Source organism: Corynebacterium sp. LaCa_282 (assembly GCF_057198125.1).
Genome location: NZ_CP191095.1, coordinates 245,918 through 269,722, shown reverse-complemented (window position 1 = coordinate 269,722; position 23,805 = coordinate 245,918). Strand labels below are relative to the sequence as shown.

The window sequence follows — 23,805 nt, the reverse complement described above, 5'->3', positions numbered from 1 at the left end:
GGATTGCGGTCAAACACGTTCCAACACCCAATTATGCCCACATTTCCGGAATCCCGCCGTAAAATTTGTGTGACATTTCCTGTGTTTACAATCCGCCTCTCAACACTGCGGCGTTCCCCTCGGCAAATTCCACAGAGAGGATCAACAGCGCGGTTAATCGCGGCCCGATTTTTCGTGCAGGTCACGAGCCACCCGGGCGCACGCCTCCAACAGCATCCAGCCAGACAGCTGCACGGATAGGTCGCGCTCATCCACGCGAATAATGCCCATCTTTTCACTCACGGTCGTGTGCCCGAAGCCGTAGTTGTGGGGAAGCCGGGCATCGGCAGTCCAGTCAGAGCCAAAAATTGGCAGGCCATCAACCTCGAGCCGGTGCTCCCACACGGATTCGGCAGACGCCACGACCATCCGGGTCGCCAGCTTCTTGGTAGCCCGGTTGGCGGGCGAATCCCCGGGCAGGCGCACGGCGACATCGGCAAGATAGCGCATCAGGATGCCCTTAAACAGGCCGCCGTCACCATCACCGGTCTCCCAATCCACGACGCCGGAGGGAGTCGCCATGCCGGAAGCAATAGCCTGCACCAAGCCACGGATCTTAATGATGTAGCTCATCATCTCGGAAGCCAATTCGGCCTCGTAGACGCTGTCGATCTGCTCCAGCTTGCCGATGCTCGACTCCTCCCGCATCGCCAACACAATCTCCAGGCATGCCCCGAGCATCACGCCCTGGCAGTACGGGTGGACTTGTTTGACGATCTCGGGGCCATCCATGCGCATGCGCACGCCGTCCATGATGAAGCCGTCTTCGTTGACCAAATTGTCGTAGACCCAGTCAACGATGCGGCGAGCCGCGGTGATTTCTCCCATCCGCGCGAGCATGATGGCTCCGGGCCCGTTGGCGGGCACATTCATGAAGTTCTCGCCATCGCGCCACGGCAATATCCCCAGCGAGTCATCGAGGCCCTCGGCGATATTGCGCTGCAAAGACGCCAACGCCTTGGGTGGTTTCATCTTCTTCACCTCGCCCACACGCCCGAAGGCAAGCGCGAGCCAGGCCTTGTCATCAAAGTACTTATTCTTGGTCAGCTGCGTCAGGTTCCGGACGCGAATCCCGCGCGTGGTGTCAAGGATGCGCTGGCGGAGGACCTTGGTGTTCTTCCGCTCCGCGGCATCGACGAGGCAGTCGAGGTAGTGCGCTTGCCACCAGTAATGCCAGTGCACGAGGAGCTTTTCTTTCGTGGTGGGCGGCCAGCTGACGATGGCGAGGTTGGTTCGCGGCAGGCCCCATACGGAATGCGCATGGCGCTCATCGATGGCGGTTTCCGCGAGTTCGGCGCGGTGGGCCCACTTTTCTTCCACGTTTTCTTTATCACTCCAGTAGCAAGGTTTATTACAGTTAGTGTAACGATCTCTTACCAGGAATTGTTCAGATCGGCGTGCTGCCGGATCCAGGCATGCATGGCGATGCCCGCGGCCACGCCAGCGTTGATGGACCGCGTGGAGCCAAATTGCGCGATGGAGCAGGTCATGAGGGCGGCGTCTTGCGCGGCGGCGCTTACGCCGGGGCCTTCTTGCCCGAATAGCAGCAGGCTGCGTTCCGGTAGTTCGGCGGTTTCGAGGGGCACGCAACCGGGGGTGTTATCGATGGCCACGACCGTCAGGTCTTCCTCGGCTGCCCAGGCAATGAGCTTATCGACGCTCTCATGGTGCCGCAGATGCTGATACCTATCCGTCACCATGGCGCCGCGGCGGTTCCACCGCCGCCGCCCCACGATGTGGACGGTATCGACGGCAAAGGCGTTGGCGGTGCGCACGACGGTGCCGATATTGGCGTCATTTTCAAAGTTCTCGATGGCGATATGCAGGCTATGCCGCCGCTTATCGATATCCTCCTTAATCGCCTCCCTCCGCCAATACCGATACGCGTCGACGACATTGCGCCGGTCGCCCTCGCGCAGCAGCTCCGGATCGTATTTGTCCGCCTCCGGCCCTTCCGGCCAGGGTCCTTCCCAGGGCCCCACGCCGTGCCGGCCCTCATTCCATTCGGTCGGACCCTTCGCCTCTTCGGACCGTTCTTGTTGCTTTTGCTGCTCATGCTGCGCAGCACTCTCGCCCTGCGCGGCCCGCGCAATACTCTCGCCGCGCGCACCCTGCCCGGCCTGCGCATCCTGACCGGTCGGCTCGACCTGCCCGGCCTGGCGTGCCTGGTCCATCTCGTTACGCGAGTCCAAGGTCACCCAAACCAAGCAGGGAACGGTATTCAAGGCCCTCGGCCGAAATGACATCCTCGGCGCCGGTGGCGCGGTCAACGACGGTAGCCACGCCGACCACCTCTGCTCCAGCTTCGCGCAAAGCGGCAACTGCCGTGAGCGGCGAATTGCCGGTCGTGGTGGTGTCTTCGACGACCAGCACCTTCTTTCCGGTCACATCTGCGCCCTCGATGCGGCGCTGCATGCCGTGCTTTTTGGCTTCCTTGCGCACAACGAAGGCGTCGATATCGCGGCCATCGGCATGCATGATAGAGGTGGCAACCGGATCCGCGCCGAGGGTTAGTCCTCCCACGGCCGCGAAATCCCAATCGGCGGTGAGCTCGCGGAGCAAGGATCCGATGAGGCGGGAGGCTTCGTGGTGCAAGGTCGCGCGGCGCAAATCAACGTAGTAATCGGCCTCTTTGCCCGAGGACAAAGTCACCTTGCCGTGCACAACGGCAAGCTCCTTGACCAGTTCCGCGAGACGCTTCTTCTTGTCTTCTTGCAGGTGCACTTCAGTCATCGCATTGCTCCTTCTTTAGAGTTTTCTTCGGCATATGAGGAAAGTCCTGGCTATGTGGGCCAACGCAACATTCTAGGCTACTCCCCCTGCCGCGGCCCCGACTCATCCTGGCGGTCTTTATCGCGAGCAGCGGCCGGGCCGCTGGCGTTTCTGGAACGACCTCGAGAAGAATCTCTAGATGGGCCCGTGGACGAGCCTTTGGCCGTACCTTCGGCCGTATCTCTGGCCGCGTTCTTGGCCGCATCTTTGGCTATATCTTTCGCCCCGTCTTTGGCCGGGTCTGGGGAGGCGTCGCCGAGGCCGCCGCTGAAAGAGCCGCCAAAAGCGCTGCCAAAAGTGTCACCGAAGATGGAAGCCTCCCCGAATTGCCGGCGCGGCAGGCGGGCGGAGCCTGAATCGGGGGTGGGGCGCTCATTGCCATCGGCAATGGCATCGACCTCGTCCGCTCCAATCGCCGTGTGCTCGACCGGGCCGCGGGTCTCGGAGTACGTGCGCGACGGCATATCCAATGGTTCCTCCGGCCTTTGGATGACCGGCCGGGAAAACTCCGGCTGTCCCACCGACGTTGTGCCTCCCACTGCTTCAACCACAGGCGCGGCGGGAATTTCTCTGGCTGGGTCTAGGTCCTCGAGGTGAATGGTGTGCACGGAGGAGGAACGGGGTGGGAGGACGCGGGCGGCATCGGCAAGCAAAGCTAGCGGCGGGAGCATTGCTTCCCAATCCGCGGTGCGCGAATGCTTGGTGGTTTGCGCCAGCACCCACTCGGTTTCCAGCCACAGCGCCGACACCACTTCCGGCATGCGCTGCAGCGCGATGCGCACGCGCTCGTCTACCATCCGCTCCGTCACGCCGCGATCGGAGGAATATACCTCAAACCCCTCGATGTTCATGGCCAAAAGCAGGTCCTCCGACATCTCGGGCTCTTGGCTGTCGAAGCGCTGGAAATCAATGACCACATCCGATGCCGCCCCCGTCCTCATCGCCATCACATTGACGCCGTCGATATCCATCAGCAGCATTTCGTGGCCGTACACATTGCCGGCGACGATGTCTTTCGGCGCGGCGCCAGAGGAGGCGACTCCCCTCGTCCATTCATCGACAAGGTACTGGTCCGACTTCATGTACTCAAAGCCCCGGGTTTCCGCCCAGTTCTTGCGCTCCCGGCGAATGGTGCCAGGGATAAGCGGCCGCGGCCTTCCCACAGGTTTAGGCTTCGCGTGAGCTTCCGGTTGCTCTTCAGTTCCCTTCTGGCCCGCCTCGTCGGAGGAGGCATCCGCATCCGATTCCGTATCTTCAGCTGAGCCCGCAGCAGGATGAATGCCAGAGCCTGCGCCAGTTTCCGCGGCCTTTTCAGTGTTGCCTGCGGTGTGAGCACTGTCGACGCTCTCGTTAGTGCCGTCAGTGTCGTTGCTGCCGATACTGCCGTTGCAGCCGTTGCAGCCGTTGCTGCTGGCCCTGCCGGCACCGTCTGCGCCGGATGCAAGGCCTGCGGTTGTGGCGTCGGTTGTGTTGCCCTTTACGACATCATTTTCCGAAAGAGCTTCGGACTCGCTGGCACGGCGGGTGTCGCTGGCGCTGCGGTGCGCATCGTCTGCAGTGCGATGGTGACGCCCTGAAGAGGTAGCGGAGGAAGAATCGGATTCAATATCGGGGGACGGCGAGTACTTTGCCGCGAAACTGGAGGAGGATTCAGCAGCGGCTTCACCTTCAGGCTCTGCGACCACTTTGGCGTCCGGGGTGCCTACGGTTTCTGGGGCGCCTTCGGCATCCTCGTCACTGCCGTCAGCATGGTCAGTGTCGTCCGTGTTGGTAGCTGCGCGGAAAGGCGCACCCTGGTCTTCCCGAGTGCCCAATTCTTCCCAGGTGTCCTGGTCTCCTTGGGAGTCCCAGTCTTTCCCGTTGTGTTGGGGCTTCTCGCCTTGAGATTGTTCTGCCACCGAATTATCGGATTCGCCTGCAGCGGTGTCCTGCTGGGATGCGGTGTCTCGCTGGGCATCGGTGGCGCGCTGCGTGCGGTCGTAGTACAGCAAAAAGCCACCGGCGATGCCGAGTACGAGCGCGAAAATCAGGAGTAAAGAAGCCATCATCTCCCGATAATAATAGGTACCGGCACCCCACGGTGCCGGTACCAGTCGGAGTCGGAGCGATTAATTGGGATTAATCGTTAACCGAAGTCCTATCCCCGCGTTCCACCGGGTTGGTCGGGTCTGCAGACCACTGCGACCAACCGCCGATGTAATGGCGCAGGCCGGTGAATCCGGCGTCCTCCATCGCTGCGAGTGCAAGCGCGGAGTGGTTGCCCGAGCCGGAATAGATGATTGCATCCTTGGTGTTTTCCTGGGTCAGCCCAGCCGCGGCCAGCACTTCACGGATTTCATCCGGGGACTTCAATGTGCGCACCCCATCGTTGTGGAAGAGGCGCTCGGGAATATTGACCGCACCGGGGATGTGGCCTGCCTTCAAATCTAGGTTTTCGCGGCGACCGGCAAAGCGGTTGCTGGAGCGTGTATCGATGAGGACGCCATCATGCTTGCGGACGTCATCGATAGTCGCGGTCTGCAGCTGGCCGGGAGTGACCTCGAACGTCGAGCCGACCGCGATATTGCCCGGCCCCGTCAGGGTTTGGTAACCATGCGCGAGCCAGTTTTCCAGACCGCCATCGAGGATGCGCACGTCCGTCAGGCCTGCCCAGCGCAGCGTCCACCACGCGCGGCCGGCGAACAGCCCGCGGCCCTCGTCATAGACCACCACGGGGCGGTCTTCCTGCAGACCCCAAGAACGGATCCAGGCTTGCAGCTTGTCTTCATCGGGAAGCGGGTTGCGGCCATTGCGCGAGCCGGGAAGGCCGACGAAGGCCGCGCCGGTATCGCCGAAAAGCGCGGTGGGGATGTGCTGGGATGCAAAGTCGATGAAGCTCTGGCCCGTCTTGGGCTGCCAGTGGGTGCCGAGGAGGGTGAAACGATCGCCGTGGTAGATGGATTCTTTGAGTTCCTGCGGGGAAACTAAAATGCTCATGCCTTCCAGTCTAAAGGCATGAGCATTATTTTTCGCCCGGTAATTTAGCGAGCGGAAATATCCAGCTCCGCACCGCCATCGGCGACATCGACGTGGACGGTATCGCCATCGGCAATGTCACCGGCCAAAAGCTTCTTCGCTAGCTTGTCACCGATAGCCTGCTGGATGGTCCGGCGCAGCGGGCGGGCGCCGTAGGCGGGGTCATAGCCGCGGTCGGCCAACCAGGACTTGGCGGAATCGGATACCTGCAGCGTCAAGCGGCGGGCCTCCAGACGCTCGGTGAGACCGCGCAGCTGGATGTCAACGATGCCGCGCAGCAGCTCCTCCGACAACGGCTCGAACATCACCACATCATCGAGACGGTTGATGAACTCCGGCTTAAACGCCCTCTTCACGGCCTCCATCGTCTCGTCCCTCGTACCGCCGGCGCCCAGGTTGGACGTTAGGATAATGACGGTATTGCGGAAGTCGACGGTGCGCCCCTGGCCATCGGTAAGCCGCCCCTCATCCAGGACCTGGAGGAGGACGTCGAAGACGTCGGGGTGGGCCTTTTCCACTTCGTCGAAAAGCACGAGCGTATAAGGTCGACGCCGCACGGCCTCGGTGAGCTGGCCGCCGGCCTCGTGGCCGACGTATCCCGGAGGGGCACCAACGAGCCGGGAGACGGAGTGCTTCTCGCCATACTCAGACATATCGATGCGCACCATGGCGGATTCATCGTCGAAGAGGAAGTCCGCCAGCGCCTTAGCCAGCTCCGTCTTACCCACGCCGGTAGGTCCGAGGAAGAGGAAGGAACCGGTCGGGCGGTTGGGGTCAGCCACGCCCGCGCGGGAGCGACGCACGGCATCGGAAACAGCGGTCACGGCCTCGCGCTGGCCGACGACCCTCTCACCCAACACCGATTCCATATTCAACAGCTTCTCGGTCTCACCCTGCAGCATCTTGCCGGCGGGAATGCCGGTCCACGCGGAAACGACCTCCGCGATAGTGTCCGGGCTAACCTCCTCATCCAGCATGGTATTGCGCTGGGCGGCAGCCTTTTCCTCAGCTGCGGCTAGGTCCTTTTCTAACGGTGGGATCTTGCCGTAGTTTATCTCGGAGGCTAGGGCGAGATCGCCGTCGCGCTCGGCAATTTCTGCTTGGCGGCGGAGATCATCGAGTTCTTCCTTAATATCCTGCACGTCATCGATGGCTTTCTTCTCGTTGGCCCAGCGCGCCTTGAGCTCGCCGAGCTTTTCGCGCTGGTCCGCGAGCTCACCCTGCAGGGCGGCCAGGCGGTCCTTGGAGGCGGCGTCGGATTCCTTTTTGAGGGCGAGCTCTTCGATCTCCATGCGGCGAACGATGCGCTCGAGCTCATCGATTTCCTGCGGCGAGGAGTCGATTTCCATGCGCAGGCGGGAGCCGGCCTCATCGACTAGGTCGATGGCCTTATCCGGCAGGAAGCGGTTGGTGATGTAGCGGTTCGATAGCTCCGCTGCCGAAACCAAGGCGGAGTCCATGATGCGCACGCCGTGGTGGACCTCGTAGCGTTCCTTGAGCCCGCGCAGGATACCGATGGTGTCTTCCACGGACGGCTCTGCGGCATAGACCTGCTGGAAACGGCGCTCGAGGGCGGCGTCCTTTTCGATGTACTTGCGGTACTCATCCAGCGTGGTGGCACCGACGAGGCGCAGCTCGCCGCGGGCCAGCATGGGCTTAATCATGTTGCCGGCATCCATGGAGCCTTCACCGGTAGCGCCAGCGCCGACGATGGTGTGCAGCTCATCGATGAAGGTGATGATTTCGCCCTCAGACTGCTTGATTTCATCCAGAACCGCCTTGAGGCGCTCCTCGAACTCGCCGCGGAACTTGGCGCCGGCGACCATGGAGCCGAGATCCAGGCTGATAAGCGTCTTGCCCTTCAGGGACTCGGGGACGTCGCCAGCCACGATGCGGCGGGCTAGGCCCTCAACGATCGCAGTCTTGCCGACGCCCGGTTCACCAATCAACACCGGATTATTCTTCGTCCTGCGCGAAAGCACCTGGACGACGCGCCGGATTTCCTGATCGCGCCCGATGACCGGGTCGATCTTTCCCTCGCGCGCCCGTGCCGTGAGGTCGGTAGCGTACTTTTCTAGGGCCTGGAATTGGTCCTCCGGGTTCTCCGAGGTCACCTTGGCGGCCCCGCGCACGGAGGGGAAGGCGCCCTTGATGGCGTCGTAGGTTGCGCCGCGGCCGGTCAGCAACTCGGCGGCGTCGGTCTTCGAACCAGCGATGGCGGCGAGGAGGACTTCGGTGGACACGAACTCATCGCCAAGCTCGCCCGCCAATTCCTGCGACTTGGTCAGTACGTTTAAGCCATCCCGGTTGAATTGCGGGTTGGACATATTGGCGCCCTCGGCGCTGGGGTAAGAGTTAACCAGCTCGCGCGCTTCCTTCAGCACTGTATCCGGGTCAACGCCGGTGGCCTTGAGTACCGGCGCGGCGATGCCGCCTTCCTGCCCAAGGATGGCAGCCAGCAGGTGCGCCGGCCGAATATCCGGGTTGCCATTCGCGGAAGCGGTCTGCAGGGCTTCCTGCAGCGCCTCTTGTGTTTTGGTGGTGGGGTTAAAAGAACTCATGTGTACGTTTCTCCTTCTAAGATTTATTCGTCCATTTTAAGGATTCACTTGGTATAACGCACATAAAGTTGAGCCTATTCCACTCAACCCAAATTTTTTGAGTCCACCCGGCTCAACTTCCCACGCTATGCTCCCCAGCGTTGCCGCCATGCAGCAAAAGTTCTACCCAAGTCCTGCCGGCATAGGAGTGAGCACGCCGCACTGCCGAAGCTGGGTTCAAACCGGGTTCCAGCGAGGCAGAGAGGTTCCGGCCGACAACCTCCATGAGGCGGGAAGTTTGCAGCCGACGGCCTGAGCGTGACGGAGCCCCAGCAGGGCGCGGCACGACAAAGCCGGGCCACCACACCAAAAATGTGGGAGCCCGGCTTGCGCAGAGTAGCTGCGCAGGGTGGATTTGTGAAGGCTAGGTTTCTTGTTTCTGGCCCACGTGGCCGATGCCCTCTTTGAAAATCGTGCCGCGCGGCGGAAGCAAGCCCATGAATTTGAACGTCAGGTACACGCCGATGGAAATGGCCAGCGAGACGGCACCGAATGCGCCGGTAAACCCGTACATCACGGCCATTGGCGCGATAATGGTCCACGAAATCTCGAACGGGCCGAAGCCGATATAGGCCATGCCATATTCGGATAGCGTGCCGGATTTCAGCTTCGGGTCGACGATCTTGAGCACGGCGATGCCGGTAGCAACGGTGGCCGTCGCCCAGCCCCAGCCGAAGATGCCGCGCTCGATCCAACGCTCGCCAAAGAACTCGGCGGGGAACCACATCAGGAAGAAGCTACAGAAGATGGTGCCCAAAATAAACAGCACCAGCAGCGCCTGCCAGTAGGAAGCGATAGCAGCAGGAACGATGGCGGCCACGCCGAAGGCGATGAGGTAATCGGTAGCGGCACCGGAGATGGAGGATACGGAATCCTTATCCAGATAATCCTCGGCACCGACGAAGTTCATGATGGCGCGGAAGATGAGGCCGATAACCATGGACATCGCAAAGAGCGGAATGGAAACATTTTCCCAAATGCTGGAGATGCCCTTATTGACGCCGTACGCCGTCATGACCGTGAGGATGATGAAGCCGAAGTGCAGCGCTAGCGGCTCGATGGAAGAAGGGTTGGTGGTCGCGCGGCCGAGGGAGGGGCGGTCATCCAGGTTCTTGATGTAGCCGCGGCGAATCTCTTCCGGCAGCTCCTTGGGAACGTAGGACACCTTGCCCTTGCGGATGCCCCAGTTACCAGCGATGACACCACCGATAATCGCGGCCAGCGTGCCGACGGTCGCAGACGTAAAGCCCAAAGACGCAGCCGCCTCGGCGCCGACGCCCTCCAGCGCGCCACCCACAGCGGCGGCCGTGCCGAAGCCACCGGTAAAGCCAACCGGCAGCATCATGCCGAACCAGTTGGGGGTATCAAAGACTGGGGCGAAGAAGAGCAGGCCGAGCACGATGAACAGGCCCCACTGGCCGGTAAACATCATGGTGGAAAAGCCCCACATATTGCGCGCGCCCTTGCCCATGTTGCCGCCGACTTCCATGGAATAGGCCATCGAGGCAAAGACCACGGCAATGAGGATGGAGGTGTAATCGCCGAGGTTATCGGAGAAATTAATCCAGCCCAGCACGTTGGGCCCGACGAGCAGGCCGATCAGGCCAGCGGTAATGGGGGCAGGCAGCAATAAGTCCTGGAAGATAAACTTCACTTGGTGGCGCAAAATATTGCCGATGACCATGAGTAAGGAAATCCAACCCACGTCCAGCATGAGCGTATAAGCGGAAAAATCTTCCATGGGAATCCTTTCTAGCTGTGCAGTTATGACAGGCCGCTCACTTGTAGAGAGCTCGCAGATAAAAAGTACATTACCTATCATGTAGTGAGCCACAACATACGGCGGATTTTCACCCCCGCTACAATGGCACGGTGGAGCACTACCTCAGCATCATCATCGGCGCGGGCCAGGCAGGCTTGGCGACGGCCCACCAGCTCACCTCCCGCGGCCTTGTCCCCGCCCAAGACTTTCTGCTTATCGATGCCAACCCCGCCCCCGGCGGCGCCTGGCGTCACCGGTGGGATTCCCTGACGCTTGGAAAGGCCCATAACATCGCAAGCCTGCCGGGCATGCCCGCCCCGCTTGCCGATGCCTCCTCCCCCGCCTCCCAAGTAGTCGCCTCCTACTACGGCGCTTACGAGGACAAGTTTCAGCTGCGGCCCTACCGCCCGGCGCGCGTCCGCAGCGTCCGCCCCCTGCCCGGCACGCACAGCGCGCGCAATCTCCACGGCGCGCTCGGCCCGCGCGATGAGCGCGCAACAGAGAACCCAGACGAGCCACGCGGTGCGCACGCCTCGCACGACGAGCCCGAGCCGCGCGGCGCGTTTCTCGTGACATTGGAGTCCGGCGAGCAGTTTTCCGCGGACACCATCGTTAACGCCACCGGCACGTGGGATAGGCCGTATATTCCTTATATTCCGGGCATCGGCAGTTTCGGCGGGCGCCAACTGCACACTAAGGATTATTCGGCGGCGGAGGATTTTGCAGGCCAGCACGTGTTGGTCGTTGGCGGCGGGCTATCCGCGGTGCAGTTTTTATTGAAGCTTGAGGGCATCGCGCAAACCACTTGGGCCACGCGGCGGGCGCCGGATTTTACGAATACGGAGTTCGATAAGCAGTGGGGTTTGGATGTGGAAGAGAAGGTCCGCGAGCGGGTCTTTAGCGGCAATCCACCGGCCTCGGTGGTCTCGACCACCGGGATTCCGCCCTGGCAGGAATACCTGGATGCGGTAGAGCGCGGCGTTTTGGTCTCGCGCGGCATGTTCAATGCCATCGATGCGACCGGCGTGCGGTTTGGCGAGGCTGCGACGAGCAGCAGGACTGCGGCGAGCGACGGGGCGGCCACGGGTGGCAGGGCTGCGGCGAGCGATGAATCTGCGGCGCACCGTGAGACGGTGGCGGACGGCGACGGTGCTGTGAGCGGTGGGTTTGTGGGGGCATCGGAAAGCGGGGCGGCATGGCAGCCCTACCCTGCGGGCACGCATCTGGCGGTGGACGTCATCTTTTGGAATACCGGTTTTCGTCCGGTACTCGACCACCTGGCGCCGTTGCATTTGCGCTCGCACAAGGGCGGGATTGTCATGCGCAACGAGGTCTCGCCTGCCGCGAACCCGCGGGTTTTCCTCGCCGGATATGGATCGACTGCCTCGACGGTGGGAGCGACGCGCGCGGGGCGCTTGGCGGCACGCGAGGTCATCAAGGCGCTGGAACTGTAGCGCGGGGACGATAATGTGCACGCTAAAAGGCAGGCAAGCACACTAGGATGGGAAAGCATGTGGGAATTGGGCGAGCACTTCCGAAAGTACGCAGACGACTACCGCGATGCGGTGCATGAGCAGTTTTTCCTCATGGTGCCGGAGGCGCGGCAGGTCTTTTCCCTTTCTATGCAGGACACCCACCGGTCCATGGTGCACGCATTGGCGTGGGTGATTGAACACGCGGAGCCCAGCAGCGCCGGCACGAAGGCGGGGTCCGGGGTTGGGGCTGTGCTGCCCGAGACAGTCCGGGAGAAGATCGCGCAGCTCGGCCGCGATCACCGCAGGCATGGATTCCCGGCAGAGGTGTATGCGCGCTTCGAGGAGGCACTCATCAAAGGCCTGCGGGTGTTGGCGCTCACGCGGTATCAGTACGACTTCGCCTGCGCCGTCATCCACGAGGTCTGCGCGGAGATGGCGACCGCGGCGCGCGAGGCGGACCTGGCTGGGGAGGCGCCGGCGTATTCGGGGCAGGTGGTCGCGGTGGAGCGGCCGACGCGCGAAACAGCGGTCATTCGCGTGGAGGCAGGGATGCCCGCAGACTTTGAGCCGGGGCAGTATTTCCCCGTCACCACCCAGTACCTTCCCGGCCAATGGCGCATGCTCACCCCAGCCCAGCCAAGCGATGCCACCGGCCAGCTGGTCTTCCACGTCGCCGCGGTGGGCGCGGCTTCGCGGTCGCTTGCGCATACCAAGCCGGACGATTGGTGGACTTTGGGCCGGCCCACCGGGTCCATCTGGCAGGACCTGCGCGCGTTGCGCGGCGGCAGGTTGGTCATCGTAGCCTATGGCACGGGCTGGGCGGCGGCGCGGTGCTTGGCGCTAGCGGCGCGCCAGGCCGCGGATGCGGGCGAGGAGGGACTCGCGAAGAACCTGGACCTGCAGATTTTTGCCGTTGCGGATAGCCCCGGCGCGCACTATGACACGCATTTCCAGCAGAACCTTGCGGCCCTCTACCCCGATCTCAGCCTGCGCCGCATCATCCGGCAAGAAAACGACCCGTGGTTGCTGGGCGCACGGCCGCTTGCCGATGCCGCCACCCACACCCTCTCCCCCGACCCGACCGATGTAGTAGTCAACGAGGCCGAGTTATCCACAGGCACGCCCACTTACTTCGCCCTCTTCGGCAGCGCCGAGGAGGTAGCGGAAGGAAGGAGGGGATTGGAGAAAAGGGGCATCGGCAAGCAGTGGATCTTAAGCCACAGCTGGGGCCGCGACCGGGAGTGGCTGCCGGAGGATTATGCGGCGCAGTCTTAGTCGTTAAGCTCTAGCACCGGCAGGGAGCGGCGCGTCTTCGCTACTTCGTGCGGATCGATTTCGGCGTAGAGGATCTCGTCTTCGTAGCCGGCCTCGGCCACGCGCACGCCGTTGGGATCGACGATGGTGGAGTGCCCGATGCCGGTCGGGCCCGAGGGGGATCCGGCCTCCGCATTGCCGCCCGGGCGGGATTGGCCCGCGGCGAGGATATAGCTGGTGGAATCCAGCGCCCGCGCGGCCGTGAGCAGGCGCCACTGCTCCAGCTTGCCGGGGCCATCCGCCCAGCTGGTGGGCACGACGATGAGCTGCGCTCCCTCGCGCGCAAGCTCCTTGAACTGCTCTGGGAAGCGGATGTCATAGCAGACCACGACGCCGACGGTGAGGTCATCAACGTCAAAGGTCACCAGGGACTCCCCGGGCTGCACCGTATCGGATTCGCGGTAGTCAAAGGCATCGTAGGTGTGGATTTTCTCGTAACCGCCCAGCACGCCAGGGCCTGCGACGAGCGCGGTATTGGATACGCGGTTGATGGTCTTATCCTCGCGCTCGACGGTATCGGCTGGGCAGAACATGCCAACGACGACGGTGACCTCCAATTCCTCCGCGGCTTCCTGAATCGCGGTGGCGAACGGGCCTTCGAGGTTCTGCGCCTGCTCGTCCAGGCGGCCCGAGCGGAAGTTCTGCGAGGTGGCCTCGGGCAGCACGATAAGGCGCGCGCCCGCCGCCGCGGCCTCGCGGATTTTATCCAGGGCGAGTTCTTGGTTTTCCTCGATGCTGCCGGTAGACGTCAATTGCACTGCTGCTACTTTCATAAATCCCAACTTAGTGCAGCGTCACCTAGTTATCCACAGGTTGGCGGTTTTGCCCTCGCGGCCACAGCCCGCAGCGGCCACGCTTAAGGCCATGACTTATGTAGATATTCCTGAACACCTTCCCGTACATGTACGCACGTTGAGGGCGCGGCCGGCGGCGGCGTTGCCGGGGGCGCACTTAAGCGTGGCCTCTCGGACGTCCGCTTCCCTCCAGCGCGCGGTGGCGCAATGGTCTGAGACGCAGCAGCTTAGCGATGCCACCGTTTCCCAGCACCTGCGCAGCCTCCACGACTTTCTGGATCGCGCCCGCGCGCTCGATTCCTCACTGGCTGCGAACTTGGGGAGGGCGCGATGAATTTATCGACTGCCCTGCGCCACAGCGCCGCGCAGCTCGCCGCGGATCGCTCTGGCCTGCACACTCACTATATGGACTCGCACCACGATTGGCGCTCGCTATCGCTGGGTGGCCCCGCGGGCGTGGCGGCGCGCTCCGGTTTGGCCGAGGCTACCGAGTGGCTGAGTAGCCCCCTTGAGCAGATGGAGCGGGTCATCGAGGTGCTCGACCGACACGCGGACTTGCAGGCCTGGCGCGAGGGGGTGGAGGCGCGGATCATTTCCATTTTGGGCAAGATCGACGAGCTTTCTGGCCCCGCCGCGCTGGCCGGGGCCGTGCAACTGCGGGAGGTGCGCGCGCTTGGCGATGCCCTCGATTGGCTCTGCTCCCAAGAAATCGACGCCCTCTGCACGCCGGCCGGGGCGGAACCGCCTAAGCGGCTGGAGGATTTTGCCGATCTTCCTCTCGATACCATCCACGAGATTAACCTCGCCCAGGCCAGCGACCGCGTGGCGCAGCTGGCCGCGGATAATCCCGATATGCGCATCGTGGAAACTAGCCCTGGCCGGTTGGTAGCACTGGTGGATCCTGAGGGCTTTCGCACGGAGCCTGCGTCCGTGACCACGTTTGTCGAAGGCGTGCATTCCTCCGACCCCACCACCTGGCAGCGCGCCGTGGACCGTGGCCGCAATATTGCTAAGGCGAGTGGTGGTCCTGCCGCCGTGTGGTTGGGTTACCAGGCGCCGTCGAGTTTGCCGCGCGCCGTGCACGCTGATCCCGCGCGGGCGGCGGGGCAGGAGCTGGTGCGGTTTCAGCGGGGCATCGGCAAGCGGTATCCAGGTGCGAAACGAACGGTGGTGGGCTATTCCTATGGCTCCGTCGTGACCGGATACGCGGCGCGCGAGGAGGACATCGCCTCCGATATTGTGCTCGTGGGAAGCCCCGGTACTAGTGCCCAGCATGCCGGCGAGCTGCACGGCACCGTGTGGGCGGCGACCAATGACAATGACCCCATCGCTATCGCGACGGGGCCACTTAGCGGGATCCACGGCCCGGATCCCACCACCCAGTCCTTTGGTGCCACTCCCCTGCCCGGCGCGGATGGCCTACCCGGGGACCACGGGTCTTATTGGGAGGACCCGCAGTTCCTGCGCGGTTTGGGCACGGTGGCCGCCCCGGAACCCAGGCCGGATTAGCGTTGGGCTGGGCAGCGCGGGGGCGTGGGAGCGTGGGGCGGGTTTAGAAGAGTCCTGCGGGGACGTCGGAGTACGAGACCAGCATGTTCTTGGTTTCCTGGTAGTGGCCGAGCATCATCAAGTGGTTCTCGCGGCCCAGGCCGGATTCCTTGTAGCCGCCGAAGGCGCTGTGTGCTGGGTAGTCGTGGTAGTGGTTGACCCACACGCGGCCGGCCTGAATATCGCGCCCGGCGCGGTAGCAGATGTTTTGTTGGCGCGACCATACGCCGGCGCCGAGGCCGAAGTTGGTGGTATTCGCGATCTCGATGGCCTCGTCGTAATCCTTGAAGGTCGCCACAGAGAGCACTGGCCCGAAGATCTCCTCCTGGAAGATGCGCATCTCGTTGCTGCCCTTAAAGACCGTGGGCTCGATGTAGTAGCCGTTTTCGAGGCCCTCGACCTTGTTCACGTGGCCGCCGGTGAGCGTTTCCGCGCCTTCTTCTGGGCCGATCTTGAGGTATTCGGTGATCTTGTCCATCTGCTCCTGAGAGGCCTGGGCGCCCATCATGGTTTCGGTATCCAACGGGTGGCCGATCTTGATCTTCTTGACGCGTTCGATGGCGAGCTCCAAGAACTTATCAGCAATATCCTCATGGACCAGCGCGCGCGATGGGCAGGTGCAGACCTCGCCCTGGTTGAGGGCGAACATGACGAATCCCTCGACGCACTTTTCTAGGTAGGAGTCATCTTCATCCATGATGTCTTTGAAGAAGATGGACGGCGATTTGCCGCCGAGTTCCAGGGTGACCGGGATGACCTTGTCCGCGGCGGCCTTATTGATGAGCTTGCCCACCGGGGTGGAGCCGGTGAACGCGATCTTCGCGATGCGATCCGATCCCGACAATGCGGCTCCAGCTTCCTCGCCCACGCCGTTGACGATATTGAGCACGCCGTCTGGGAGGAGGTCGCCGATGATATCCATGAGCAAGAGGATGGATGCTGGCGTTTGCTCCGCAGGCTTGAGCACGATGCAGTTACCGGCGGCCAGGGCCGGTGCAATCTTCCAGGAGGCCATGAGCAGCGGGAAGTTCCACGGGATGATCTGGCCGACCACGCCGAGTGGCTCGTGGTAGTGGTAGGCCACGGTGTCTTCGCTGATCTGGGAGAGGCGGCCCTCCTGTGCGCGGATGGCGCCCGCGAAGTAGCGGAAGTGGTCAACGGCCAGCGGGATATCGGCGGCCAAGGTCTCGCGGACGGCCTTGCCGTTTTCCCAGGTCTCCGCAACGGCAATCTTTTCGAGGTTTTCTTCAATCCGGTCCGCGATGCGGTGCAACAAGAGCGCGCGCTCTGCTGGCGTGGTCTTGCCAAAGGTAGCAAACGCCTTTTCCGCGGCGTCGATGGCTGCATTGACATCGGCTTCCTTGCCGCGGGCCACCTGACAAAATACCTCGCCGGTCACGGGGCTGATGTTGTCCATGTATTCGCCATCGACTGGCGGTACCCACTTACCGCCAATGTAATTGTCATAGCGGTCGCGGTAGTTGACGATGGCCCCTTCGGTTCCGGGTGCTGCGTACAAAGTCATGATGGTGGTGTCCTCTCGTGCAGAAATCTCGACTGTGGCTCTTGCCAGACGTGGTCCTTGCCGGGTATGGCTCGGACCACTGCAGGCGCTCTACCGTGGCGTATCTCACCTGCTTTCCGGCCATAGTAATGCACTTTTTCGCATCTCGCACAAAATAGGGGTGAGAAATTAACATTTCTTCACAGACCAAAGTCCGGTTGTGCGAGTGCAGAACTGCCCGAGGGAGGGGGCAGCGGTGCGAGGGGGCGCGGGAATGATAGGGGCCGAGGGGGAGCCGGGAGGCCGGGGGCACCGAGAGTGCGAGGGGCTTTTGGACAGAGATAAACCCTCCATACCTGTGCGGGCGCTATGTCCTGGCAAAGGTATGGAGGGTTTTAAGTTGAGGTTTCTCGTCCGCAGGACGAATTAGGCGGTTTAGCCGGTTTAGCCGCCGTTGTTTCGGCGATTGCGTTTGCGATCGCGCGCGGTGCGCGGGCTCCACATCACCACGGAGGTAGACCGCGGGACGTGGACGAGCTCACCGCTGCGCTGGGAGTGCACCGGAGCCTGCGAGCCTTGCGGACCTTGTGCGCCGCGGGTGTGCTGCCCCTGCGCTTGGGGGTGCTGCGATCCCGAGCGCTGCCCGGCGGCGAGCTGGTCGCGGAGGGCACGGACTTCATCGGCAAGCGCATCGCGTTCGGCCTCGAGCTGGTCGCGCTCTTCAGTTAGCTCGATGATGGATTTGATGCCGGCGAGATTGACGCCATCGTCTTGCGACAGCGCCTGAATCTTGCGGAGCAATTCAATATCGCGATCCGAATAACGGCGACCGCCGCCCCGGGTGCGGGCCGGGGAGACCAAACCCATGCGGTCATAGGTGCGCAGGGTTTGGGCGTGCATCCCGGAAAGCTCGGCGGCCACGGAAATGACGTAAACCGCGGTGGCGGAGCCTTCTGCCTTTCCAGTACTCATTGTGCAATGCACCTCCTGCCTTAATTGCTCTCCGCGCCGGCCCAGCCTGCGCGGGGATTAAAGCCAGAGTCCTTTTCGGCTTGTGCATAGGTGCGCAAGGCGCTGGAGGCCGCGGCATCGAGCTTGGAAGGAACGGTGACCTGCACGCTCACCAACAGGTCGCCAGCCTTGCCGGCGCGCTTGGCAATGCCGCGCCCACGCACACGCAAGGTGCGGCCATCCGGGGTACCAGCCGGGATCTTCACGCGGACCGGGCTATCCAAGGTGGGGACCGTGATGGTGTCACCAAGGGCGAGCTCGGCAAACGAGACGGGGACGGTGATGTGGATATCGTCGCCGTCACGGGTGAAGACCTTGTCTGGCTTCACGGTGACCGCAACGAAGAGGTCACCGGCCGGGGTGCCATTCGGGCCAGCCTCGCCCTGGCCGGCGATGCGGACCTTTTGGCCGTCGATGACGCCGGCGGGAATGCGGACCGTGATATTCCGGGTGCGGTGCACCGTTCCGGTGCCGTTGCAGTCCGAACATGGATCTGGGATGCGGCGGCCCGTGCCATCGCAATCCTTGCACGGGGCAGAAAAGCCGAAGGCACCGCGGTTTTCCGAGGTGTACCCGGAGCCATTGCAAGTCCCGCACGTTGAGGTCTTGCCAGAGGAAGAACCCGAGCCGTGGCACGTGGTGCACGGCGCATTACCACTTAAGGCCAGCGGGATGGTGGTCCCCTTGGCGGCCTCGCGGAAATCGAGGGTTATTTCCGTTTCGACGTCGGCCCCCCGCGACGGTTTAGCTGAGTGGCCAGCACTACCGCTGCGGTTGAAAACGCTACCGAAGATATCCCCAAAACCGCCGCCTTGAGACGATCCTCCAGTGGCTCCTCCGAAGAGGTCCGAGAGGTCGAAGTCTTGCGCACCTTGTCCACCCATGTTCGTGGATCGAAACCCGCCGGGAAAGCCGGCGCCTCCGTTCCGTCCAAAGCCACCGCCATTACGCAGCATGGCCTTGAACTGGTCGTATTCCTTGCGCTCGGAGGCATCGGAAAGCACATCGTATGCTTCCGCAACCCGCTTGAACCGGTCCGCTGCCGCGGGGTCATCGGGGTGGGTATCCGGGTGGTTTTCGCGGGCAAGCTTGCGGTACGCGCGCTTGATCTCGCTTTGATCTGCGGACGAGGAGACCCCCAGATCCGCATAATAATCTTTGTCTGCCCATTCGGGTTTAGCGCTCACTGGGCATCTCCTCCTTTCAAGAAGAATCGGTTGTAGTTAGTAAAAAGGGCGCCGGGGGAAGTTGAATCAGTCAGTTCCCAAGGCGCCCTTTTCCCGGATTAATCGGCTTGTTCGGTGCCTTCCGAACTGCCGGAATCCTCACCGGGGTCCGCGATGATGACCAGCGCGTTGCGCACCAGCCTCTCACCTACGCGGTAGCCCTGGCGCAGCACGGTGCCGAGCACCTGCTCATCGCCGGAGGACAAATCCTGCACGGCCTCGTGCATCTCTGGGTCGAAGGGTTCGCCCTCTTCACCAAAGGCGGTGAGGTTGTGCTGCTCTAGGCCCTTGCGGAGCTTATCCGCAACCGCCTTGAGCGGGCCCTCCAAGTCACCGTGCTGCTTGGCCAAATCGAGGTCATCAAGAACCGGCAGCAAGTCACTTATAACCTTTGCCTTCGCGGTCTCGATAACGGATTGGCGGTCACGCTCGGTGCGGCGGCGGTAGTTGGTGTATTCCGCATTCAGACGCTGCAGGTCTTCCGTGCGTTCTGCCAACTGCGCTTCCACATCATTGGTGGCAGCACCGGTGGAGGTGGGCTCATCGCCCTCCGCCTCGGCCTCGACCTCATCGGCGTTGACATCAGCCAGCGCGTCTTCGAGGTCAGCATCAAGGGTGGGATCCAACTTGGCTTCTTCGGAGGCATCAGCCTGCGCGTCGTTGGCAGCCTGTGCTTCCTCGGCCTTTTCGGCGGCAGCCTCAGCGCGGTCAGCCGAGGTAGCCTCCGGATCCGTGTTTTCCGGGTCGCCTGGGTTTTGCGGCATTCCGCTGTCCTGAGTCATTACTTGTCGCCATCCTTGTTGTCGTCGGAGTTCTCGTCTTCGTCCACAACTTCAGCGTCGACCACGTTTGGGTCGCCCTGTGCGGCGCCGGCATCGCCAGCACCCTCAGCGCCGCCCTCTGCAGCCTGCGCCTCGTAGATCTGCTTGCCCATCTCCTGGGATTCGGTGGACAGCTTCTCTACTGCAGACTTGATGGCATCAAGGTCATCGCCCTTAAGCGCCTCGTCCACGGCGTCAGCAGCCTCGGTGACCTTGGTCTTGGTGTCCTCAGAGACCTTGTCCTCGTTATCCTCCAAGAACTTGCGGGTCTGGTAGGAGGTGGACTCTGCGTTATTGCGCAGCTCCTGCTCCTCGCGACGCTTCTTGTCCTCCTCAGCGTGCTGCTCGGCGTCCTTAACCATACGGTCGATCTCTTCCTGGGAAAGGCCGGAGCCTTCCTGGATCTTGATGGTGTTTTCCTTGCCGGTGCCCTTGTCCTTGGCGGTCACGTGGACGATGCCGTTGGCGTCGATATCGAAGGTGACCTCAATCTGGGGCACACCGCGAGGTGCCGGTGCAATGCCGCCGAGCTCGAAGGAACCCAGCAGCTTGTTGGCGGTAGCCATCTCGCGCTCGCCCTGGAAGACCTGAATCTGCACGGAAGGCTGGTTGTCTTCTGCGGTGGTGAAGGTCTCGGACTTCTTGGTCGGGATGGTGGTGTTGCGCTCGATGAGCTTGGTCATCACGCCACCCTTGGTCTCAATGCCGAGGGAAAGCGGGGTGACATCGAGAAGCAGCACGTCCTTAACCTCGCCGCGCAGCACACCTGCCTGGAGGGCAGCACCTACTGCAACGACCTCATCTGGGTTAACGCCCTTGTTCGGGTCCTTGCTGGTCAGCTCCTTGACCAGGTCAGATACGGCCGGCATACGGGTGGAACCGCCGACCAGCACAACGTGGTCGATATCGCCGACGGAAAGGTCAGCATCCTTAATGACCTGGTTGAACGGAGCCTTGGTGCGGTCCAGCAGATCCTGGGTGATCTTCTGGAACTCGGTACGGGTCAGGGTCTCGTCCAAAAACAGTGGGTTCTTGTCAGAGTCAACGGTGATGTAGGGCAGGTTGATGTTGGCCTGCTGGGAGGAGGACAGCTCAATCTTGGCCTTCTCTGCAGCCTCGCGCAGACGCTGCACGGCGCGCTTGTCCTTGGTCAGGTCGACGCCCTGGGAGCTCTTGAAGCGGTCAACCAACCAGTCAACGATGCGCTGATCCCAGTCATCGCCGCCCAGGGTGTTGTCACCTGCGGTAGCCATAACCTCAACGACGCCATCGCCGATTTCCAGCAGGGACACGTCGAAGGTGCCGCCGCCCAAGTCGAAGACCAGGATGGTCTGCTCTTGCTCGCCCTTTTCCAGGCCGTATGCAAGTGCGGCCGCGGTGGGCTCGTTGACGATGCGCAGGACGTTCAGGCCGGCAATCTGGCCAGCTTCCTTGGTGGCTTGGCGCTGTGCGTCCTCGAAGTATGCAGGGACGGTAATAACGGCGTCCGTAACATCCTCACCCAAGTAGGACTCTGCATCGCGCTTCAGCTTCATCAGCGTGCGAGCGGAAATCTCCTGGGAGGTGTAGTCCTTGTCATCAATGTTGACCTTCCAGTCAGTACCAATGTGGCGCTTGACGGAGCGGATGGTGCGATCCACGTTGGTCACGGCCTGGTTCTTGGCGGACTGACCAACCAAGATTTCGCCGTTCTTAGCAAACGCTACAACGGAAGGCGTGGTGCGGGAGCCTTCGGAGTTAGCGATAACGGTGGACTCGCCACCTTCCAATACGGAAACGACGGAGTTCGTCGTACCAAGGTCAATACCTACTGCGCGTCCCATGATTCATTCTCCTTTTTATTGAGTGCAGTTAATAAAGTTGATTATCAGTGACTCAACTCTTCGTTGCGTCCTTGCGCTACTCTAACAGAACTTTAGCGCTCCTACACAAAACCTTGAGCCTGTGTCACTCAATCTTAATAACGGGCCACCCTGCAAAGTTATTCCCGCAGACTCAACTTTCTTGAAACTTTTTATATTTTCCCAGCTAGACAGGTTGTAAAGCTGGACCACCATCCCAGCCGCCCCAGATACACAACAAAGAAAAACTCTTCCCCCTTGAGCCCCACAGAGCCCAAAGTCACCCACACGGCGCCCCAAAAAGTGACCCAAAGGTGGCCAAAAGTTACCAAAGAATGGGGCACAAAGAGGATTGTCAGCCTTCACCCGCTCGCAGATACTGGACACCACGGCAGCCACTGGTTGCTATCCAGAGAATGATTGTTGTGTAGATTCACTTCCCCCACCGACATGAAAGGAAATGTCAATGCTCGATACCCTTGTACACCTCAGCTCCGCCGTTGACTTCGATACTGTCGTTAAGATCACCAAGGGCATTGTTGGGCTGATTTCTCAGTCCGATTCCAACTCCGAGGGCCTGTCCTCTGTAGTTGAGGGATTGTCCTCCCAGGGCAGCGTAGAGTCCACCACTGAGACCACCGCAGCAGCCGAAGAGGCTGCCACCACCGCCACCGCCGCAAACGCTTAAAACCCCGAACGCTTAAAACGCTCGGTAGCGTTTCACACTCCTTCGTGAAGACCAGCTAAACCTCCCTCACCTTCTGTGCCGCGCGACATGCGCTGCGCAAATAAGCAGCCAGAAGGTGCGGGAGGTTGAGCTGTTTTCGCGCCCTACCTATTAGATATGCGTTTGTATTTACACTAGACGCGCACGTCTATTTAGCCCGCCGCGTCTAGAAAGCATCCTTCTCGCCGTGACCCACGCCCCTCGCCCACCGCTGTATCACCGCCTCCGCTCTGCGATGACCCTCCAGCGCACCGCAGCATTAATCGCCGCCCTGTGCGTAGCGCTTACCCTGCTCGCAGCGTTTCTCACCCCAACCGAGCATCAGCTTTCCGCGGCCATCATCGGGCTCATCCTCACGACGATCACCGCCTCTGTGTACCGCTACCCCAAGACAATGACGGTGGCGTTCCTGGGCATCTGGGTCGCTGCCATCCTCACGGTGGGCATCCCCTATGCCAGCTGCGTCTTCCTCGCCCCGGTTTTCCTCGCCGTCTTCGCCTTTCATGGCACCAGATGGCAGACCTTCTTCCTCCTCTTGGCATTTTGGGGTGTCGGCCTTATCGATCCTGGCACGCACCGGCTGGTCTTCCTGCCCGCGCCTGCGCTGGTCTGGGGCATGCTTTTGACGGTCAGCGCCCTTATCGGCGGCACGCTGGCACATTCCGCCAGGCGCTACAAGAAGGCGATGGTGGAATGGAATAACGACGTCAAGCGCCGCCAGACCGACTTGGCCGAAACCCTCCACAATTCCGTGGTCTCCAGCCTGACGGTCAATACCATGCAATTAGAGGCCCTGAGCTTGGAATACGCCAACGATCCTGGCCTTAGCCGACGCCTTACTGAGCTTAGCGATGCCATGCGTGCATCCATGTCCGAGGTCCGCGCGCTCACCAAGGTGCTGCGCACCAATATCGAGGGCACCACTGAGGCCACCAGCCTTGGTACGCTGGCCCCACCCACCAGCTTTACCCAGCTGCTTAGCCGCGAGGAAGAGCGGCTCTCCAAACTCAACAGACGCCCAGTAGTCAACATTAGCGGGCACGATTTCTGCCCCGAATTTCCTCCCACGGTGCTCGAATCCATCGCCGCTATTACCACCGAGGCGTGCCTGAACGCCGTGAAGTACTCGCCTCCCGGCGCCGAGATTTCCATTTCGGCGCGGCCTCATAGGGGCTGGACTCAGATTGAGCAATCCCATAGCCAAGCCCACGAACACGTCGGCAGAGACATCGTCGGGCATTGGGCTTTCATCCATGCAGCGCATCGCAGCAACTATCGATGCCAGGCTGGATACGAGGGGCATCGACAAGCGCTGGGAGCTCACCCTATCCCTGCCACCTTCGGCGCATAAGGCGC

Annotated in this window: 19 protein-coding genes; 6 read left to right on the top strand and 13 right to left on the bottom strand. The window is 61.8% G+C overall.

All coding sequences use genetic code 11. From position 1 onward, the window contains the following. Window positions 1-153: 153 nt before the first annotated feature. The 7 genes from ACP8KU_RS01215 to ACP8KU_RS01185 all read right to left on the bottom strand — a co-directional run bounded on the left by ACP8KU_RS01215 (window position 154) and on the right by ACP8KU_RS01185 (window position 10,167). Window positions 154-1,359 carry a glycoside hydrolase family 76 protein gene (locus tag ACP8KU_RS01215; RefSeq protein ID WP_484483845.1) on the bottom strand — a complete coding sequence of 402 codons (1,206 nt, stop codon included), beginning with the start codon at window positions 1,357-1,359 and terminating at the stop codon, window positions 154-156. Window positions 1,360-1,412: 53 nt separating this feature from the next. Further along, entirely contained in the window at window positions 1,413-2,213 is an 801-nt protein-coding gene (locus tag ACP8KU_RS01210; protein ID WP_484483844.1) for a TrmH family RNA methyltransferase, read from the bottom strand. A gap of 4 nt (window positions 2,214-2,217) precedes the next feature. Then, window positions 2,218-2,772 carry an orotate phosphoribosyltransferase gene (pyrE, locus tag ACP8KU_RS01205; RefSeq protein ID WP_284612408.1) on the bottom strand — a complete coding sequence of 185 codons (555 nt, stop codon included), beginning with the start codon at window positions 2,770-2,772 and terminating at the stop codon, window positions 2,218-2,220. A 77-nt stretch (window positions 2,773-2,849) separates the two neighbouring features. Beyond that, window positions 2,850-4,859: a hypothetical protein gene (locus ACP8KU_RS01200; protein WP_484483843.1), complete on the bottom strand. Its 2,010-nt coding sequence runs from the start codon at window positions 4,857-4,859 to the stop codon at window positions 2,850-2,852. Between the two features lie 70 nt (window positions 4,860-4,929). Then, window positions 4,930-5,787, bottom strand: a complete 858-nt coding sequence (locus ACP8KU_RS01195) for a sulfurtransferase (protein WP_474898865.1) — start codon at window positions 5,785-5,787, stop codon at window positions 4,930-4,932. 44 nt (window positions 5,788-5,831) lie between these two features. Further along, window positions 5,832-8,387, bottom strand: coding sequence for an ATP-dependent chaperone ClpB (clpB, locus tag ACP8KU_RS01190; protein WP_484483842.1), 2,556 nt, complete (start codon window positions 8,385-8,387; stop codon window positions 5,832-5,834). Window positions 8,388-8,790: 403 nt separating this feature from the next. Further along, complete coding sequence (locus tag ACP8KU_RS01185; RefSeq protein WP_484483841.1) at window positions 8,791-10,167, bottom strand: sodium/glutamate symporter; 1,377 nt, start codon at window positions 10,165-10,167, stop codon at window positions 8,791-8,793. Between the two features lie 131 nt (window positions 10,168-10,298). Here ACP8KU_RS01185 and ACP8KU_RS01180 point away from each other — a divergent pair, with 131 nt between their 5' ends. Continuing rightward, entirely contained in the window at window positions 10,299-11,642 is a 1,344-nt protein-coding gene (locus ACP8KU_RS01180; protein WP_484483840.1) for an NAD(P)-binding domain-containing protein, read from the top strand. 57 nt (window positions 11,643-11,699) lie between these two features. Continuing rightward, window positions 11,700-12,938 carry a 2-polyprenylphenol hydroxylase gene (locus ACP8KU_RS01175; protein ID WP_484483839.1) on the top strand — a complete coding sequence of 413 codons (1,239 nt, stop codon included), beginning with the start codon at window positions 11,700-11,702 and terminating at the stop codon, window positions 12,936-12,938. Here the strand turns inward: ACP8KU_RS01175 and ACP8KU_RS01170 are convergent. Continuing rightward, window positions 12,935-13,750, bottom strand: coding sequence for a carbon-nitrogen hydrolase family protein (locus ACP8KU_RS01170; protein WP_284644224.1), 816 nt, complete (start codon window positions 13,748-13,750; stop codon window positions 12,935-12,937). The two genes, ACP8KU_RS01175 and ACP8KU_RS01170, sit on opposite strands and share 4 nt — an antisense overlap. A 91-nt stretch (window positions 13,751-13,841) precedes the next feature. Between ACP8KU_RS01170 and ACP8KU_RS01165 the strand changes: the two genes are divergently transcribed. Together ACP8KU_RS01165 and ACP8KU_RS01160 are read left to right on the top strand one after the other, a co-directional pair. Beyond that, on the top strand, window positions 13,842-14,105 hold the full coding sequence (locus ACP8KU_RS01165; RefSeq protein ID WP_232018295.1) for a hypothetical protein: 264 nt from the start codon (window positions 13,842-13,844) through the stop codon (window positions 14,103-14,105). Then, window positions 14,102-15,280 carry an alpha/beta hydrolase gene (locus tag ACP8KU_RS01160; protein WP_484483838.1) on the top strand — a complete coding sequence of 393 codons (1,179 nt, stop codon included), beginning with the start codon at window positions 14,102-14,104 and terminating at the stop codon, window positions 15,278-15,280. The genes ACP8KU_RS01165 and ACP8KU_RS01160 overlap by 4 nt, the downstream gene beginning before the upstream one ends. A 43-nt stretch (window positions 15,281-15,323) precedes the next feature. Here ACP8KU_RS01160 and exaC read toward each other — a convergent pair whose 3' ends face one another. From exaC to dnaK, 5 genes are all read right to left on the bottom strand, one after another. After that, window positions 15,324-16,844 (bottom strand): acetaldehyde dehydrogenase ExaC, encoded by a 1,521-nt coding sequence (gene exaC / locus ACP8KU_RS01155; protein WP_023018042.1) that lies wholly within the window; start codon window positions 16,842-16,844, stop codon window positions 15,324-15,326. Window positions 16,845-17,267: 423 nt separating this feature from the next. After that, complete coding sequence (locus ACP8KU_RS01150; RefSeq protein WP_023029305.1) at window positions 17,268-17,795, bottom strand: heat shock protein transcriptional repressor HspR; 528 nt, start codon at window positions 17,793-17,795, stop codon at window positions 17,268-17,270. A gap of 20 nt (window positions 17,796-17,815) precedes the next feature. Next, entirely contained in the window at window positions 17,816-19,021 is a 1,206-nt protein-coding gene (gene dnaJ, locus ACP8KU_RS01145; RefSeq protein WP_005279391.1) for a molecular chaperone DnaJ, read from the bottom strand. Between the two features lie 98 nt (window positions 19,022-19,119). Next, window positions 19,120-19,842 (bottom strand): nucleotide exchange factor GrpE, encoded by a 723-nt coding sequence (gene grpE, locus ACP8KU_RS01140; protein ID WP_005279390.1) that lies wholly within the window; start codon window positions 19,840-19,842, stop codon window positions 19,120-19,122. Beyond that, window positions 19,842-21,704 carry a molecular chaperone DnaK gene (gene dnaK / locus ACP8KU_RS01135; RefSeq protein ID WP_023029306.1) on the bottom strand — a complete coding sequence of 621 codons (1,863 nt, stop codon included), beginning with the start codon at window positions 21,702-21,704 and terminating at the stop codon, window positions 19,842-19,844. The genes grpE and dnaK overlap by 1 nt, the downstream gene beginning before the upstream one ends. Window positions 21,705-22,188: 484 nt before the next feature. On the opposite strand from dnaK, the gene ACP8KU_RS01130 reads away from it, so the two are divergent. Together ACP8KU_RS01130 and ACP8KU_RS01125 are read left to right on the top strand one after the other, a co-directional pair. After that, a complete protein-coding gene (locus tag ACP8KU_RS01130; RefSeq protein ID WP_039885835.1) occupies window positions 22,189-22,410 on the top strand; it encodes a hypothetical protein in 222 nt (73 codons plus the stop codon). Between the two features lie 226 nt (window positions 22,411-22,636). After that, window positions 22,637-23,800, top strand: a complete 1,164-nt coding sequence (locus tag ACP8KU_RS01125; RefSeq protein ID WP_484483837.1) for a histidine kinase — start codon at window positions 22,637-22,639, stop codon at window positions 23,798-23,800. Window positions 23,801-23,805 lie beyond the last annotated feature (5 nt).

Excerpts from the sequence above, each read along its gene's own strand:
- ACP8KU_RS01210 (WP_484483844.1), bottom strand. The coding sequence starts at position 2,213 with ATGGACCAGGCACGCCAGGCCGGGCAGGTCGAGCCGACCGGTCAGGAT.
- pyrE (WP_284612408.1), bottom strand. The coding sequence starts at position 2,772 with ATGACTGAAGTGCACCTGCAAGAAGACAAGAAGAAGCGTCTCGCGGAA.
- ACP8KU_RS01200 (WP_484483843.1), bottom strand. The coding sequence starts at position 4,859 with ATGATGGCTTCTTTACTCCTGATTTTCGCGCTCGTACTCGGCATCGCC.
- ACP8KU_RS01195 (WP_474898865.1), bottom strand. The coding sequence starts at position 5,787 with ATGAGCATTTTAGTTTCCCCGCAGGAACTCAAAGAATCCATCTACCAC.
- clpB (WP_484483842.1), bottom strand. The coding sequence starts at position 8,387 with ATGAGTTCTTTTAACCCCACCACCAAAACACAAGAGGCGCTGCAGGAA.
- ACP8KU_RS01185 (WP_484483841.1), bottom strand. The coding sequence starts at position 10,167 with ATGGAAGATTTTTCCGCTTATACGCTCATGCTGGACGTGGGTTGGATT.
- ACP8KU_RS01175 (WP_484483839.1), top strand. The coding sequence starts at position 11,700 with ATGTGGGAATTGGGCGAGCACTTCCGAAAGTACGCAGACGACTACCGC.
- ACP8KU_RS01170 (WP_284644224.1), bottom strand. The coding sequence starts at position 13,750 with ATGAAAGTAGCAGCAGTGCAATTGACGTCTACCGGCAGCATCGAGGAA.
- ACP8KU_RS01165 (WP_232018295.1), top strand. The coding sequence starts at position 13,842 with ATGACTTATGTAGATATTCCTGAACACCTTCCCGTACATGTACGCACG.
- ACP8KU_RS01160 (WP_484483838.1), top strand. The coding sequence starts at position 14,102 with ATGAATTTATCGACTGCCCTGCGCCACAGCGCCGCGCAGCTCGCCGCG.
- exaC (WP_023018042.1), bottom strand. The coding sequence starts at position 16,844 with ATGACTTTGTACGCAGCACCCGGAACCGAAGGGGCCATCGTCAACTAC.
- ACP8KU_RS01150 (WP_023029305.1), bottom strand. The coding sequence starts at position 17,795 with ATGAGTACTGGAAAGGCAGAAGGCTCCGCCACCGCGGTTTACGTCATT.
- grpE (WP_005279390.1), bottom strand. The coding sequence starts at position 19,842 with ATGACTCAGGACAGCGGAATGCCGCAAAACCCAGGCGACCCGGAAAAC.
- dnaK (WP_023029306.1), bottom strand. The coding sequence starts at position 21,704 with ATGGGACGCGCAGTAGGTATTGACCTTGGTACGACGAACTCCGTCGTT.
- ACP8KU_RS01130 (WP_039885835.1), top strand. The coding sequence starts at position 22,189 with ATGCTCGATACCCTTGTACACCTCAGCTCCGCCGTTGACTTCGATACT.